At 39.0% G+C, this 16,143-nt stretch carries 17 protein-coding genes; 16 read left to right on the top strand and 1 reads right to left on the bottom strand.

Translation table 11 applies throughout. From position 1 onward, the window contains the following. Nucleotides 1-43: 43 nt before the first annotated feature. The 12 genes from ACHCNF_RS08390 to ACHCNF_RS08335 all read left to right on the top strand — a co-directional run bounded on the left by ACHCNF_RS08390 (nucleotide 44) and on the right by ACHCNF_RS08335 (nucleotide 9,262). Entirely contained in the window at nucleotides 44-559 is a 516-nt protein-coding gene (locus ACHCNF_RS08390; protein WP_408069389.1) for an NINE protein, read from the top strand. Between the two features lie 26 nt (nucleotides 560-585). Continuing rightward, a complete protein-coding gene (locus ACHCNF_RS08385; RefSeq protein ID WP_408069388.1) occupies nucleotides 586-1,149 on the top strand; it encodes a hypothetical protein in 564 nt (187 codons plus the stop codon). Nucleotides 1,150-1,319: 170 nt separating this feature from the next. Next, the gene (locus ACHCNF_RS08380) at nucleotides 1,320-1,622 is read left to right on the top strand and encodes an NUDIX hydrolase (protein ID WP_408069387.1); all 303 of its coding nucleotides are present in this window, start codon (nucleotides 1,320-1,322) and stop codon (nucleotides 1,620-1,622) included. A gap of 5 nt (nucleotides 1,623-1,627) precedes the next feature. Next, entirely contained in the window at nucleotides 1,628-2,320 is a 693-nt protein-coding gene (locus ACHCNF_RS08375) for an SGNH/GDSL hydrolase family protein (RefSeq protein WP_408069386.1), read from the top strand. Between the two features lie 267 nt (nucleotides 2,321-2,587). Next, the gene (locus ACHCNF_RS08370; protein ID WP_029320739.1) at nucleotides 2,588-3,859 is read left to right on the top strand and encodes a hypothetical protein; all 1,272 of its coding nucleotides are present in this window, start codon (nucleotides 2,588-2,590) and stop codon (nucleotides 3,857-3,859) included. 39 nt (nucleotides 3,860-3,898) lie between these two features. Next, complete coding sequence (locus ACHCNF_RS08365; protein ID WP_029320740.1) at nucleotides 3,899-4,381, top strand: cyclic nucleotide-binding domain-containing protein; 483 nt, start codon at nucleotides 3,899-3,901, stop codon at nucleotides 4,379-4,381. Nucleotides 4,382-4,505: 124 nt separating this feature from the next. Next, nucleotides 4,506-4,775 carry an SPASM domain-containing protein gene (locus ACHCNF_RS08360; protein ID WP_197029542.1) on the top strand — a complete coding sequence of 90 codons (270 nt, stop codon included), beginning with the start codon at nucleotides 4,506-4,508 and terminating at the stop codon, nucleotides 4,773-4,775. Between the two features lie 149 nt (nucleotides 4,776-4,924). Continuing rightward, entirely contained in the window at nucleotides 4,925-5,365 is a 441-nt protein-coding gene (locus ACHCNF_RS08355; RefSeq protein ID WP_408069385.1) for a hypothetical protein, read from the top strand. A 266-nt stretch (nucleotides 5,366-5,631) separates the two neighbouring features. Further along, nucleotides 5,632-6,384, top strand: coding sequence for a hypothetical protein (locus ACHCNF_RS08350; protein WP_408069384.1), 753 nt, complete (start codon nucleotides 5,632-5,634; stop codon nucleotides 6,382-6,384). Then, complete coding sequence (locus tag ACHCNF_RS08345) at nucleotides 6,381-7,478, top strand: sensor histidine kinase (RefSeq protein WP_408069383.1); 1,098 nt, start codon at nucleotides 6,381-6,383, stop codon at nucleotides 7,476-7,478. The genes ACHCNF_RS08350 and ACHCNF_RS08345 overlap by 4 nt, the downstream gene beginning before the upstream one ends. Continuing rightward, nucleotides 7,479-8,318: a response regulator gene (locus ACHCNF_RS08340; protein ID WP_408069382.1), complete on the top strand. Its 840-nt coding sequence runs from the start codon at nucleotides 7,479-7,481 to the stop codon at nucleotides 8,316-8,318. Between the two features lie 50 nt (nucleotides 8,319-8,368). Then, nucleotides 8,369-9,262 carry a phosphatase PAP2 family protein gene (locus tag ACHCNF_RS08335; RefSeq protein WP_408069381.1) on the top strand — a complete coding sequence of 298 codons (894 nt, stop codon included), beginning with the start codon at nucleotides 8,369-8,371 and terminating at the stop codon, nucleotides 9,260-9,262. Nucleotides 9,263-9,549: 287 nt separating this feature from the next. On the opposite strand, the gene ACHCNF_RS08330 is transcribed toward ACHCNF_RS08335, so the two are convergent. After that, entirely contained in the window at nucleotides 9,550-9,678 is a 129-nt protein-coding gene (locus ACHCNF_RS08330) for a hypothetical protein (protein WP_408069380.1), read from the bottom strand. A gap of 253 nt (nucleotides 9,679-9,931) precedes the next feature. On the opposite strand from ACHCNF_RS08330, the gene ACHCNF_RS08325 reads away from it, so the two are divergent. From ACHCNF_RS08325 to ACHCNF_RS08310, 4 genes are all read left to right on the top strand, one after another. Beyond that, nucleotides 9,932-10,099, top strand: a complete 168-nt coding sequence (locus ACHCNF_RS08325; RefSeq protein WP_408069379.1) for a hypothetical protein — start codon at nucleotides 9,932-9,934, stop codon at nucleotides 10,097-10,099. 169 nt (nucleotides 10,100-10,268) lie between these two features. Beyond that, entirely contained in the window at nucleotides 10,269-12,131 is a 1,863-nt protein-coding gene (locus ACHCNF_RS08320; protein ID WP_408069378.1) for an AAA family ATPase, read from the top strand. Between the two features lie 700 nt (nucleotides 12,132-12,831). Beyond that, nucleotides 12,832-14,394, top strand: a complete 1,563-nt coding sequence (locus ACHCNF_RS08315; protein WP_408069377.1) for an ATP-dependent DNA helicase — start codon at nucleotides 12,832-12,834, stop codon at nucleotides 14,392-14,394. 13 nt (nucleotides 14,395-14,407) lie between these two features. Further along, nucleotides 14,408-15,940 (top strand): HRDC domain-containing protein, encoded by a 1,533-nt coding sequence (locus ACHCNF_RS08310; RefSeq protein ID WP_408069376.1) that lies wholly within the window; start codon nucleotides 14,408-14,410, stop codon nucleotides 15,938-15,940. The last annotated feature ends 203 nt before the right edge of the window (nucleotides 15,941-16,143 follow it).

Raw genomic sequence — 16,143 nt, 5'->3', positions numbered from 1 at the left:
ACAATTATTTCAATAGAACAAAAATGATAGGAGAAACAATTATATGAAGTGTCCAAATTGTGGAGCAGAATCTAATGGTAGCTTTTGCAGCTTTTGCGGATCAAAAATGCCTGAGCAGCAACCTAATATTAGTATTACAAACAATTATTATGGTTCGAACTCACCGAATGTTAGTAATCCAGGCGTTAATGCAGTGACAATTTTATGTCCAAAATGTGGTAGTGATAAAATCTCTTTTCAACGAGAATCAAGTGGGACGAGAGGATATCACAAAACCGTGGGTATGTGCAAAAATTGTGGCCACACTTGGATAACAGCACAGGATGCTCAACCACTTTATACAGATTATCAAGCAGCGTCTCCTAGGAACAAATGGGTCGCATTGGTATTATGCATTTTCTTAGGCTATTTTGGTGTTCATCAGTTTTATGTTGGAAGAAAGGGATTTGGATGGATCTATTTGTTCACTGTAGGCTTATTTGGGTTAGGTTGGATGGTAGACATTGTTCTCATTGCTACTGGGAAATTTAAAGATGCCCAGGGAAGATTATTGTTATGATTCTTTGAAAGAGAGGTAAGGTGGACATGAAAAAATATTTAAAAAAGTCGATTGTATGTACATTGTTGTCATTAGTATTGATGTTAGAACTTCCGATGACTACAATACATGCAGATACAACGGTATATACGACTGCAACTGGCACCAAGTATCATTTCTCAAGAAGTTGTAGAGGGCTAAGCAGAGCCAAGAATATCTATGAGACTTCATTATCTGATGCTAAAGCAAGTGGATTGACGGCGTGTAGTATATGCTCTTCAGGTAGTTCTAACGATTCTAATTCTTCGTCATCAGATAAGAAATCATCTGATGATAATACCAGTTCAGAAAGCAATTCTGATTCAAAAAAAGAAACCGTATCTTTGACTATTGATAAGAAAAAGGCATCTGTTCATGTTGGGGATACTATCATCCTGAAAATTAAGGGGAATAAGAAAAAGGTCACTTGGACTGCATCAAATAAAAATGTTAAGTTCCAGAAAAAAACAAAAACACAGGCAAAACTAAAAATGCTTAAAGCTGGAAAAACAAAAGTCACAGCCAAGTTAAAAGGCAAGACTTATAAATGGACATTGACCATTAAAAAATGATTATAAGCTGCGGCGATTTAAATGATTGCCGCAGCTTTTGTAAATGATAGCCTAAATTACATATGGAAAGTTCCTTATGGTTGGGAACCATATCAGACCAGAGTATTTATATTCTGTAGGGGGGTAGGATCAAGTTCGGAGAGACTGCCGAGGAAGCAGTAATACGTGAGGTGTATGAAGAGACTGGCATAAGAATGGAAGTAGACAGGCTGGGGTTCGTTCATGAGAATTTTTTTTATGGGGATGCGGAGTCTAACCTTGGAAAATTGATATATGAAATATCATTCTTTTTCTACATGAAGGTCCCGGAGGATTTTGAACCAAAGTGCAGCAGCTTTACTGAGGATGATCACCAGGAATTTCTTGAGTGGATTGCTCCGGATGATCCGATTAAGTTCTACCCGGAGTTCTTCAGGACAGAATTATTACATCCGGTAAATGAGGTTAAGCATTTCTTGACGGATGAAAGGTGAATACAATGAAAATTCTTTTTATTGGCAATAGCCATACTTATATGAATGATATGCCTGAGCTTACCAGGGAAATGATAGAGAATACAACGGGTGAGAGCTGCGAGGTGTTCATGCTGGCATATTCTGGAAGATCGCTTAAATGGCACATGGGAGAGGAATACTTCTCAGAGCGATTTAATATCCTCCATGGTAGATATGATTACTGCATTATCCAGGAACAGGCGCATCCCATGACGGAAGAAGCTGACACAATTACGTATGCAGGAAGAATAATTGAACTTTGCCAAAAAGCTAATACTAAGCCGGTTATTTTTGAGACTTGGGCTGAAAAGGGAAGTCCTGAGAATCAGAAAGAGATGAACCGTCGCTATCAGGAACTCTCAAAAAATCATGGAGTACTGCTTGCGCCTATTGGAGAAGTATGGAGCGAGGCCTTTGAGAAATTACAGAACAGAGCAGATGCAGATCTGTATTATAAAGATGGTGCGCATGCTTCAGCCATTGGAGATTATCTTATCTCAATGCTCCTGACTAAAGTTATCACAGGAAAACTTCCGGGTGATGACCTTTTAAAGGCATACGATTTCACATTGCCTGACAGTGACTGGATTCCGGTAAATGAAAATGTTGATGATGAGATTGTAGAGATTCCTTTGGAAGTAGCACGTGTTATAAGAGAGTGCGTTGAGAATAACTGATGAATATAAAATCGTCAACAAGCTGTTGACGTTTGAACCCATCGGTTTAAAAAATCAGAGAAAAATAGTATTGACAGCGATTTGTCAGTCAACTATACTTACATCTAATAATTTTCAGAAAGGTAGATGCTATGGAAAGACTTATTCTCGTCACAACATACATGGTCATTACAACATCCGTGAATATGATTCAGGGGTCTGTTTTTGATATGTATGATGAGGATAAGATTATTTGTAAGGCATAAGGGTTATGGAAAGGAATCTTCTATGAAGTATGATTATGATAGTTATATGTTTTATGAGTATTCCAAAAACTTCGCATTTACCGTAAGAATCAGGGTAAGACTTAAAGACAGGATAGACGGAGAGATTCTAGAGGATGCTGCTAAAAAAGCATTTAAGCGTTTCCCTTATTTCAATAAAAAGGTAATGATTGATGAGGAAGGCGGATATGTTCTCCTTGATAATGATAAGCCTATAGTGGTGACAAAAGAATCCCCCAAACCCGTTGTCCTTGGCGGTAATGATGCAAATGATCAATTCTTTTTGATAACCTATGAGGATAGAGATATCTTTTTTAATTTCAGCCACTGCTTTTGCGGAGGCTTTGGGGCAATGTTCTGGATAAAGACAACGCTTTGGCAATATCTTTCGGATAAAACAGGAGACACCTTTAGTGCAGAGGGATTAAAACTGCCGGGAAGCCCATTGGAAGAAGGCGAAATGGCACTTCCGGATGTGAATGCATTTCCTGAAGATGCACCTATCACGGAATACAAAGGCGGAAATTCGTTTGTTCCTATCGGAGAGTACCTGGCTTATTACCTCAATCCTTTTTCGGGAGATGCTACATATTTTCCGATTGAGATAGATCTTAAAAAGCTGATGAGCTACGCCAAGAGTAACGATGGAAGTCCCAATTCTATCGTTGCAGCCTTTATGTTTAAAGCACTTCGAAAGGTATGGGCAGACAATAAGAAGGCAACTGAGATTTCAGCCCGAATTTCAATGAATTATAATGCTGATGTAGGGTGCCCTAATACCTACAGAGATCTTGTTCGTCAGCTCCATGTAAAATACAAGAATGAAATGCTGGACTGGCCTATCAGCAAGATCAGTACTGTGACCAGGGCAGGTATGTTTCTTCAGATGGAACCGGAAGTAAGCTTTAAGGAATATAAGACAGTAGTAGAGCATAGAGAAAATATCGACAGGCCAAAGACTCACAAGGGAAAATGCAAGTATGCATCGAACAATTCTCTCCTTAGAAAAGGTATTGCAGACTCATATACCGTAAGCTACACAGGCAGGATTGATTGGGGGAATATGGCGGATTATATCGAATCAATCTATAACATAACCGACGGTCATCTGATGCTGGAGATGAATGCAATACAGGATAAACTGTTCCTCAATTTCCAACAGGTTAATAAGAAAAGAGAATATCTGGATGCATTTGTAGAAGAACTAAAGGCAGAGGGTATTGAAGTAAAAGTTGGGCCGATGCAGTATAAAAAGCTGCCAAGGCTTAAATTATAATTGTTGTTGACATGAATAATAGCAAAAATGGAGATGCCAATGGTTATAAAAGTACCTGAAGGAACTGTGATAATGCATGAAGGTGAAGCCAATATGGATATGTACAAGATTATATCCGGTAATGTTGAGCTTTACAGGGGCTATGAAACCAAGGATGAGGCAATAATAGGTATAAAATCTAAAGATGATTATTTCGGAGAAATGGGGCTTCTCACAGGTGGAAAGCCAGCCATTTATACCGTGGTGACGTACTCTGATGTGCTTCTTCTTAGAATTACCGAAAAGGATATAGATGACTTCATTCTTAAGAACCATGTCGATGTTCTCAGAATCATGCAGGGTATGGCCAATTCTATGTATAACATCAAGTTCAGCATGGACATGATCATTGATGATATGGCCAAGGAGGGCAATAGCGCAAAGCTAAAAGATTTTAAGGGCTTTTACTCCAAACAGCTTGCCATGTATAATGCTTTCAAGATGATAGATTCCTCTTCAAAAAAAATAGATAAAAAAGCATAAAAATTGGAGCTCAGACGGGCTCCAATTTTTTATGCTTTTTCCAACACCAAATTACTACAGCAGCAATTAGTACTGCACTGATTGTTATTAAATAGCGTATAAAAAATATAGAATGTTTCCTAATATGCTACAAACACCATTAGAAGAGATTCTTGACTCAGACTCACTGTACATGGATATAGTTAATTACAGAGTAAGTGATTTTATGGAGCACAATACGGATTGCAGAGAATGTGAGTATCGGACAATGTGTTGCGGAGGCTGCCGGGCCGTGGCCTTGAATACAACTCCTGATGACTATTTAGGTAAAGATATGGTCGCATGTGAGTTTTTTAGAGGTGGATGGAAGAAAAGAGTTGACGAGCTGCTTAATAAACTTGGAGTTGGAGCTTAACAATAGTATTTGAGGATTTTTTGATTTTATAAAAATTTTACAATAAGTAGTCAAAATCTTTACATTTATTCACACATACGGAACGCTTGGTTCTATACACTCTATATTAAAGAAGCTTGCAGAAAGCACCATTTAAGGAGGAAAGCATCATGAGTATTGAAACCAGTAATAAGATATTAAAAGTAACGGGTATTATCACTTTGATCTTTGGAATTCTCGGTGTGATTGCGGGAATTGTACTTATCATAGGAGCACGTGCTCTTGGCACTGTTGCTGATGTAGCACCTGGCGAAGAGGAAGCAGCAGCTGCAGTTGGTATGGGGGCGACATCTCTTATTGTTGGTATAATTTTATTGATATCCAGTATAGTTGAGATTCTTGAGGGATGGTTCTCAGTTAGGGCTTCAAAGGACAACGCCAAAATCATGCCGGCATGGATATTTGCAATTTTGGGAGTTATAGGCAGTATTGGAACTCTCATATCAAGCATTGGAGATGATGCAAAAGGTGTTGCCGGTGCAATAGTTGGTGTTGCACTTTCTATACTGATCTTTATAGCTGCCAATACGATAAAGAAATCAAATGGGTAATATTGTGTAACAATTAATGATGACAAAAATGGGCGTTTACCAGATGTGGAATTAATACATAGGGGAAACGCCCTGTGTTTTACTAAAGATTCGATATTTAAACCTAGGAACGGGGAAATGTATATCAGATTGACAGAAAAAGCAGTCCTTGCTGGTAAGTGGGTGCGCCACTGGATCCACAATAACTAAATACTAAATGATTGACGATTTAAAGTGTCAATGTTGTACAATTGTACTATGATAATTAGATCATAGAGGTGATTCTTTTGAAAGGTTTAGTGGCATCGAATTTTAGGCGAATACATAAATGGCTGCTATTTGATATTATTATTATGATAGTAAGTCCTTTATTAATATTGTTGTTTGGGCAGCTCCTCAATTATCAGATGATTGATGACGGGTATGCTGCAAGTGAGATTACTATGAGCAGCGTGACGCAGTATTCCAGCGTGACTACAAAGTTTCTCTATGTAATTGAAATCTTCAGGTACTGTGGGTCAGCGCTTTGCTATTTACTTGTTATAAGCGGACTCGATGAGGTATTAAAACTTTCTGCCTCGTATAATAATTCCAGAAGAGGCTTTCTTACGCTGATCCTGGTAAATGCAATTGCACTTACAATTAAAATAGTATCTTTGATAACCGGTGAAGGGGACTTCTATGCATGGTCTGAATCGCTGTATGCAGTTATAGATTTTCTGATAAAGATAGTCCTTGGAGCCTCTTTATTTATGTTGCTTCGTGGAAACATGGATGTGCTTCGCAGCATAGGAGAGGAAGTGGCAGTGTATCGAAATCAGACCCTCTCTATGAGAGTTGCTATTTCTTTTCCTATACTCGGAATCGTAATTCTAGCTGACCATTTTGCTCCGGAAATGCCGTTGGGGGTCACAGTAGTCGTTTTTGTTTTTATGGTTTTTGTCTGGATATATACGTTTATAGCATATTTACGGGGATGGTTATGTGCCAGGGAAGTAGCAAGGATAGTTTCTGTTATCTCTGAAGAGGTCATATCATGAATGCAATAATAGCTTGCAATTTGATACTGGACAGCTGCGGTATATTGATCCTGCTGCTTCTTCTGATACCGGCATATGTTAAGAAAAATATCGGCGAAAAGAATAATCTTAGAGGGCGATTTCTTATATATGCCATGGCGGTCCATTACTATGTCTTATTTATCAATCTGATAGGGAACCTATGTATATTTTTTGCCGATGCGAAGCAGGTTGAGATTGTATGTGACGCAATGTCGCGAATTTTTATATATTTTTCTGTTGCGATAATAGCAGTAAGTATATTTTGCGATGAGAATAGTAATCTAACAATTCCTCATGGATGTGATATTCCGGTAAGGCAGATAGCATGCATGGTAATTCCAATGATATTTGCTTTCTGCATATCTCTTTTTCTCCCTAAACTGCATTTATACTCTGTTGCATGGTCTGTTTCACTTAATCTGATCTACTATATGAACCTTATAGATACGCAGGAGCGGCTTGAAGAGGAAGAGAGAAAGCTTGAGTTATCCAGGGCGGCTCAGATGGCAATTCAGATGCAGCCTCATTTTGTTTTTAATACGTTGTCTTCCATTAAAACATTATGTCGTACAGATCCGGAGGCTGCAGAAGAAAGCATTGATAATCTGGCAGGGTATCTTAGGGGCAATATTGATGCGCTTTCCTGTGAGGGCTTGATACCCTTTGACGAAGAGATGCGACATATTCATCAGTACGTAGCATTGGAGCATGCCGATCCGTCACAGAGTTTTTCTTTTGATTATGAGCTTAATGTCAGGGATTTTTCCGTACCACCATTATGTGTTCAAACCTTGGTAGAAAATGCGGTAAAGCATGGAGCACTTGTGCATCGCGATGGTACTGGAAAAGTGTTTATGTCTACGGATATGTTGGGTGATTATATTCAGATTGTTATTACTGATAATGGACCTGAACATGTGGACCTGACTGATGCTCAGAAGAAGAAAAAAGGAATTGGTATCAGTAATACAAAGAAACGCCTTCAGGCACTATGTGATGGGAGCTTGTCAATCAGTTCAGATAGTCAGGGAACAAAGGTGGTAATAATGATTCCACAAAAGGGGAGGAAGTAAATGTACACGCTCACTGTAGATGACCGCGAACTGACGGTCAAACTATTGCTTTCGATATTGCGAAAACTTGATCCGAAAGGAACACATATAGGTGCCACAAGTCCTGAAGAGGCACTTAGACAGATAAAAGACCGACAAGTTGATGTAGCATTTCTTGATGTTGAAATGCCGGGGGAGGTTAATGGCCTTGACCTGGGACGAAGGCTTAGGCAGATTTACCCAAGGCTTAACATTGTCATTATCACAGGACATAAGGAATATGCCATAGAAGCTTTTGAACTGGACGCAAGCGGGTACTTGCTTAAACCTATAACCGAAGGCGCAGTGGAGCATCAACTGTCAGTGCTGAGATTTGAACAGGAGAATAAGGAAGAGGGAAAGCCAGGGGGAAAGGTTAGAATCAGATGTTTTGGTACTTTTGAGGTTTTCCATAACGGAGTTCCGGTAGACTTTTCTTATTCCAAGAGTAAGGAACTTCTTGCCTGTCTGGTGGATCGACATGGAGCTATGTGTTCTAATGATACAATGATTGGTTGCCTCTGGCCGGATGAACCGGCTAATCAACAGACCAAGGCAAGAATAAGAAAATATGTTAAGGATCTGAGGGATACGTTTGCCTCAGTTGGTATAGAGGACATTATACGACATAAAGACCGTGTGGGTGTAGGAATTGATATTTCTAAGGTGGACTGTGATTATTACAGGTTTCTGGAGGGTGATCCGGGAGTAACCCATGCTTTTAATGGTAAATACATGATTCAATATTCTTTTGCTGAAGAAACAAGAGCTGAGCTTAATCGGCATAAGCAGGATTTTAATGAAGAGTCATCGATAGAATAGAAAAATGTGAAATCTGAAAGATTAGCGTATGAGCAGAAAGGATCAGGGCTATGGAAGAGAAAAAGATTATGACAATGCCAATGAAATTCTTTTGGAGCGTAGTTATTGTCTGTATTCTTGGTATAATTATTGGTTCGGTATGGGATTTTAACATCAATGTGGCACTTGCCAATAAAACTGATATTGGAGCTTTTTTTGCAACATACGGTTCCTACTTTTCTTACTGTCTGTATCCGGCTGCCGGAGCATGTTTTTTTGTGGGACTAAAGAAAAAAGGTGAGAAATATAACATGCTGGCATGGGTGCTTGTTATTTTGTGCTGGTTTATGGCTGTATATTATTCAAACAGTTACAACGGAAAAACTGTAAGAGCTCTTTTTAACTATACAGCAGGTGAAAGCTCACCGTTTCTTTCGATTCTAAGCTGGCTGTTCTGGGCGGTGCTTTATGGATGGGTGCCTTTTGTAGTAGTAAGGCTCCTTAACGATGCAGATCCGGATAAGCTTATTGCGGTAGGAGCTGCCATCATTGTAGCCGGTATTGCAGCTGATAATGTAAATCTATGGCTTAAGCAGGTCGGTTCAAGACCCAGATACAAATACCTGATAACTCTTGATGATCCCATGAGTGAATTCAGGAACTGGTGGCAGATGATACCTAATCTGGCAGGAAGTGATGACAGCTTCAAGAGCTGGCCTAGTGGAAACATGACTATAGCCAGTATGATGTTTGCGCTTCCGATGCTGACTGATGTATTTAAAAACAGGAGCGAAAGAAAGAACATAGTAGCTTTTGTGATCGCTTGCATATTTGTAATAGTCTATGGATATAACCGCATTCATATGACCAATCATTTTTTGACTGATGTATGTTTTGGAACACTCATCACATATCTGATCTATAGTGTGATAAGCACGGCATTCATGAAGGTGGCGAAATCGTGATTATGTAGATGTGAAAAGGATACAGGAGCAAGGCTTTATGAAAAAAAAAGAATGAGTCTTATAAGTATGTTACTTATTGGCACTTTAATGACTGCAGCTTTACTAAGAAGTTTCATTATCCTTCTTGCAGTTCTGTTAAGAAGATAAAGCCTGAAAATTATGCAACATCTTCTGCAAGTCGTGATGAGTTGATTGCGCAAGGATACGATCCCTGCGGGAATTGTCATCCATGATCTTATAGGATATTTGAAAAGCCCACTCGTTTGAGTGGGCTTGAATTATGTTTGTTATTTTATTTTTGTATATCCTATTCTGCCCTCAGCTTTTCCAACATCTTTATAGTGAATATAGTAGCTCTTCAAGTCATTACCATATGCATTTACGAGATCAGCATAATTTGTTTTAAATGTGTCCATATAATTGTTCCCCCAAGATAAATGCCTATCGATATTACTATTATAGCAAGTATTTATGGAGTGTGAAAAGTGAGATTATATAGAAACCAGAGCAGCTTATTATGAGTTTCCGTTATTATTTATGATTATTGTTAAACGATTTGTATAAGCTAGCGTAAAGTTTTTGTAGGATTAATTGAAAAAGGGGATTTCCTTCATGATATAGTTATTTACGGTGTCCAAGCCTAAAATAACTAAATGGAGGAGTCCCCTTGTGTTAAACAGTATACAGCATTTTATTGAGAATGGAGTACCAAATCTTCAGAAGGCATCAAAAGATTTTTCAGAGGATCCAAAAGACTTTGCCGGTTTTGTTTATAGAGTTAGGAATGCTTCTAAAACAGATGAAGGCCCTTGTATAACCTCACATTGTTCCGATTGAAAAACTGATATTCTTCCGATTTGGGCGTTTAACGTGTGAGATTTTAGATCAACCAAATAAAGATGACTTTGTTCGGAAATATATTCGGAAGGATATCAAATGCAAATTGACATTCTTCCGAATAATGCTTATACTGTAGGAGATGATAGATGCGAGGGGGGATATTCATATGAAATCCTGCAAGCAAATGGCTGTGGTATGGGGAATATCGGAGCGTAGAGTGACGGAATTCTGCAAGGAAGGTATGATTCCCGGAGCTGTTAAGGTGGGTAAAAGATGGCAGATACCGGATGATGCAAAGCGTCCAGCTGATAAGCGTATCGTTACAGGACGATATATCAAGTCGGGAGTAGAGAATGAAAAAAAACCACTTCCGGTAGGAATATCGGATTATATCCGTGCACAGTCAGAATACTATTATGTGGACAAGACACTCCTGATCAAAGAGTTTCTTGATCGTAAAGCTTTTGTCTCATTATTTACAAGACCAAGACGTTTCGGAAAGACTCTGAATATGGATATGCTTCGGGTTTTCTTTGAAATATCCGATGAAGATACAAGCAGGTATTTTACCAACAAAGAGATCTGGAAGTGCGGGGATGAGTACAGAAAGCATCAGGGGAAGTATCCTGTGATATTTCTTACATTTAAAGATGTCAAATATGATTCCTGGGAAGCAACGTTTGCAAAGATCTCCGGGCTGCTGCAGGAAGAATTCGGAAGACATTCTGAACTGCAAAACAGTGATAAACTCGAAAAGTATGAGAAAGACTATTTTGAGAAAGTATTAAACGGACAGGCGAATGAAGTAGAGCTTTCGGCTTCTCTTCAAAGGCTTTCCAAAATGCTTGCAGCTCATTACAAAAAAGCCCCGATCATCATTATTGATGAGTATGATACTCCGATCCAGGAAGGGTATTCGAAGGAATTCTATGATGAGATAATCGGATTCATGAGGAACTTTTTTTCCGGAGCATTCAAGGACAACAGTAACCTGTCATATGGATTCCTGACCGGTATATTAAGGATAGCGCAGGAGAGCATTTTCAGTGGTCTGAACAATCTTACGGTTAATTCGGTAATGGACGAGGAGTACGACGATTTCTTTGGCTTCACTGAATCCGAAGTGGGTGAAATGCTTGCTTATTACGGAGCACCCGACAAGGAGGAGGAACTTCGGAACTGGTATGATGGATATTTATTCGGGAACAGGGAAATATATAACCCGTGGTCAGTGATCAATTATCTGTCGAGAGGATGCCTGCCGCAGGCATACTGGGTGAATACCGGAAAGAACGAAGTACTGGAAGATGTACTGAAGGCTGCAACGGGCGATATCACGGAGAAACTGTATTCTCTTCTTCAGGGCGAGCGTGTGATTGCCAGGATCGATCAGAACGTGGTGTACAGATCTCTTGCAGAAGATCCTGCGAATATATACAGTCTGCTTCTGGTAGCCGGATATCTGAAGACACCAAAGAAGGAACTTCAGGGCGATGGAGCATGGCTGTGTGAGGTTTCGATACCGAACCGCGAGATAGCTGCAGTATATAAGAGTGAGATCCTCTCACATTTGATGCAGATCGGCGCAATGGGGAGAGCTACAGCCAATAAGATCGCTGAGAGTCTTTTTTCACAGGATACAAAGAAACTGCAGGACGGAATCGGAGAATACTTAAAGAAGAGCATCAGCTTCTATGATGCCGGTGCGGAAGGGTTTTATCATGGACTTGTTCTTGGGCTTGTTGCTTTGATGGATAACCAGTATCGGATCAGGTCCAACAGAGAGTCCGGCGACGGACGATATGATATCAGCATGTTCCCCAGGGAAAATAAATATCCGGGAATGATCATGGAACTGAAATGGGATAAAGATCTGAATGATGAGGAACTGGATGCCTTATCTGCAGAAGCTCTTGATCAGATAAACGACAAAGGCTACGATACAGAAATGTGTGAGGAGGGTGTAACTCAGATTATAAAATTCGGGATAGCATTCTCAGGAAAAAGAGTAAAGATAAGAACGGAATAAAACAATGTGCCCTAAGGATCTCTTCGGAGGTCCTTTTTTGATGCTTATATCGGATAGTTGTCGTTCGGTCAACTTATGGTTGACCGTTTGGGGAACGACTTTTTACATAGAGTTCCGTAGAATTGCATGTGTAAGCAAGAGGTGACGCAAGCCGACAAGCCTAACCTCCAAGAAAGAAAATGGAGGTGCGAACATGTACATTACAGAAGATACATAAAAGTGAATGTATATGATGAGAATAATCAGCTAATAGGTAGCAGCGCAAGTTTAAGTGCACTTGATTTGGGAAAATTCAGTGGGTTTGATACGTATGAAGTGACAGTTATCAGTTCATCTATGTGGCAGGAAGCATACAAAGCAAAGGTCTATTTAGCAAATTCTCGTTAATATCGTTTTTGTGTTTAATGCTTTAATGGCATTCTATAACTATGGCAATATTCGTATGAGTGTAACGGAGCAGGAACTGCTTGTTTCCTGGAAACAATTTTTTAATACGGGAACTAACTGGAAAGGTCTGGAGACAGATATCACACATATGACAGATGTGCTATGAAATTAGTCAAGATCAGTTTATATAATTTTAATCATAATTATCGCTATTTTGAGATTCTTTAAATCGATATAATGTTATAATCAGAGGAGGGGGCAGATGCCCCCTTTTTGTTGTTGTGCGCTTTTGACAAATACCGAGAGGCAGGATATGGATAAAGATAATTCTTCTCAAAAATTAACTTTGGACCAGGAACGTGCGCTGAAAATAATGAGATCAGGGCGGAATATCTTTTTGTCGGGAGCTGCAGGGACTGGTAAATCATATCTGATTAGTAAATTCATTAAAGAAAATCGGGATAAAAATGTTGTGGTCTGTGCACCTACTGGAGTTGCGGCAGTGAATGTCCGTGGGACGACACTACATAGGCTCTTTTGGATTCCCAAAGGGGTCCTACTAATTGGAGATTATAATACCAATCCAAGGCATGTTCTAGAAAAGGCAGATATTATAATAATCGATGAAATCAGTATGTGCCGGATAGATATTTTTGAATACGTCATACGTACGATACAGAATATTGTTGTTCGCAAGCAATTATCAGAAGATAAAAGTCATATAAAAAAGCAGATCATTGTTTCTGGGGATTTTTATCAGCTTCCACCTATAGCTTCTGGTGAAGATAAAGAGAAATTTACATATATATGGGGATTAGAGAGGGCTGAGGATTATTTTGCATTCAATTCCTCACTTTGGTATGAATTGGAATTTGTAAACATTATTTTGAAAACGCCTGTACGTCAAAACGAAGATATGGAGTATATTGAAAACCTAAATAAGATTAGAATTGGAGATGTTTCGGGAATAAAGTGGTTTAACACGCATATACAACGAGAACCCATTCATGACGCTGTCTTCATTTGTGGAAGAAATGACCGTGCAAAGGAAATAAATGATTCAAAGATAGAATCGGTGGATGGTGAGAGCAGAACTTATACTGCTAATGTGAAAGGACAGGTCAATGTAAAGGAAATACCAGTTGAAATAGATATAACTCTAAAAATTGGGATGCGTGTTATGCTCATGATAAACAGTCATAATGGAGACTATCAGAATGGCTCAATTGGGTATGTTACTGGAATGGAGGAGAATCGGATAGATATAGAGCTTGGTGATAATCGCATAGTTACGATTACAAGGTTTGAGTGGGAGGTTTTTGATTACGAGACGGTTGATGACAGGGTAGAAAAGGTACGTATAGGCTGTTTTAGACAGTTTCCAATAAAACCTGCGTATGCCATTACAATTCATAAGTCTCAAGGACAGACATTTTCAGCGGTGAATGTTTCTCCTGAGTGTTTCGATAAGGGCCAGCTATATGTTGCACTTAGTCGTGTAGAGAGGGCTGATCAAATGAGTTTAGCCAGAGATATTGATGAAATATATCTGAGAACATCTGAGGTGGTCCGTGATTTTTATGATGATCTGGATGATGAACTTCTTGGTTATGAATTTGATGAGCATAAATGGGATGAGGATACTGACAGAGTTTTGGATTCATCACCAAATAGTGTGGAAGGTTCATATATGTACAGAATTAAGAAAGTGAGACCTCAAGCATATACAGGCTGGACAGAAGAGGAGGACGAGCAGCTTCAAAGGGAATGGGCTGAAGGAGAAAACTTATCTGAGATAGCTAATATTCATGGCAGGACGGTAGGTGCAATTAGAGCAAGACTCACAAAGATGATGCTTGATAATACTGATTATTGAGAGGGTGATGTCGATGAGGAAGGATGAATATGCACTGACAAAAGAATTGCGCAGGCTTGAAAAATATGGTCTTTTACTTCAGGCAAAACGTGTGGGTTTTCTTGAGGATGAGGGATACAAGTATAATATTTTGTTTACCAAGGATAAGAGTGTTCTGGAACCTGAATGCGGGGTAGCTGAGGTCATGGGAATAATCAATGCTCTGGACACGTGCCTTGAGTTATATTCAACTGGGAAGCTCGATTTAATAAAAGAGAACTTGAAAAAGAATGATACTCAGATTAGTGATATCGATGAGGATAATTCCCAAAATGCTTATGAAATAGTAGATGAATCAAAATCAGATTCAACTGCAAGTAAAGAAGAATTGACAGCTTCAGAAAAAGAACTGTTTGAAGTACTTCGGGGTATCAGATATGATTATGCAAAATCTGATCGAGTTGCTCCGTTCATAGTTTTTCAGGATAGATCGTTGATTGATATGTGCAAAAAGCATCCATGCACGAAAGCAGAGATGCTTAACGTACGTGGTGTTAGTGAAAAAAAATATGATAAATATGGAAATAAGTTTCTTGAGGCAATACAGCAGTATAACGATAATAACCAGACATTTGGATTGAGCGATCAGCCTACTAATACAGCGCATGTTGAATTAAATGAGAGAGATAAGAAATCGAAGGAGAGGGGAGATTTTTATCTTAATGCAGGAGATGGTGAGAAATTTATTTATCGTGAGTTTTATAACCTGGGAGAAATAGCAGAAGAGTTAAATAGAGTATGTACTGCTAATGTCAAAAAGGTAACTACTGCAGAAATATCGGACATTCTGGTTTCTGAGGGAATAATTCTAATTGATGATAGTAATGGTGTACATAATAAACTATGCACAGAGTATGGGAAAAATCTAGGAATCAGCGAAATAAGGAAAATAACGCAGGCAGGAGTCCTCTACGTTTGGTTAAAGTATCCACTGGCTGTTCAGAAAATAGTAGTGGAGAAATTCACTAGAGGTTCAGTAGTCAAACCAGAAATAAGCGTAACATACGAATATGAGGATGTAATATATCATTTTGAGAATGGCAAGTGGCTTGATGATAGGAATATTACAGCGCCTGTTTATATAACTAAAAAGCTCAACCAACTATATCCAGATGCAACAAAGGTGACAATATCTGATGACGAAGAACTAAAGAAACTATATCAAAGAGCTGTTGCGGGGGATAATTATAGCCTTGCAATTAGTGCGTGCGAAAAAGGATTAAGGAAAGGTTCGGAATCCGCAAGATATTTCCTACCAATGATATCTGCCGCCTATAGGAAGATGAATATGGCGCAGAAGGCTCTTGATATATCGGATGAATATTATGGTTTATACGGAGAAAGGGTTATATCGGCTGCTTTACTAACTTCGAATGGTGCAGCCTATGCTGATTTGGGAATGTATGATTTGGCTATGAAAATGGCCAACAGGGCATATGCGATGTCAGGGGGGAAAGGTTCTCCAGAATTATCAGCATTGTATGCCAGAATCAACAAGGAAATGTAAAAACTTCTGGGAAATTAGTTGAATAAGCTGGGATATAGGGGAGAAAGACGGCCATCTTGGCAGATAATGGCGAGATAAGGGCACATTCTTCGTTCGATATCTCAACTTTTTCATGATGGTGGTATAAGTTACAATGTGCAAAAGAAAAACAAACAAAAATTCGATTTTGCTGGTGTGATTATTGGACAGCAAAAAGAGTAAAG

Origin of the sequence: Butyrivibrio sp. NATIVEDY162, assembly GCF_045999815.1 — a bacterium.
Taxonomy (GTDB): Bacteria; Bacillota; Clostridia; order Lachnospirales; family Lachnospiraceae; genus Butyrivibrio.
Note: the sequence above shows the minus strand (reverse complement) of the source record. Positions and strands in the feature narration are given on the sequence as shown.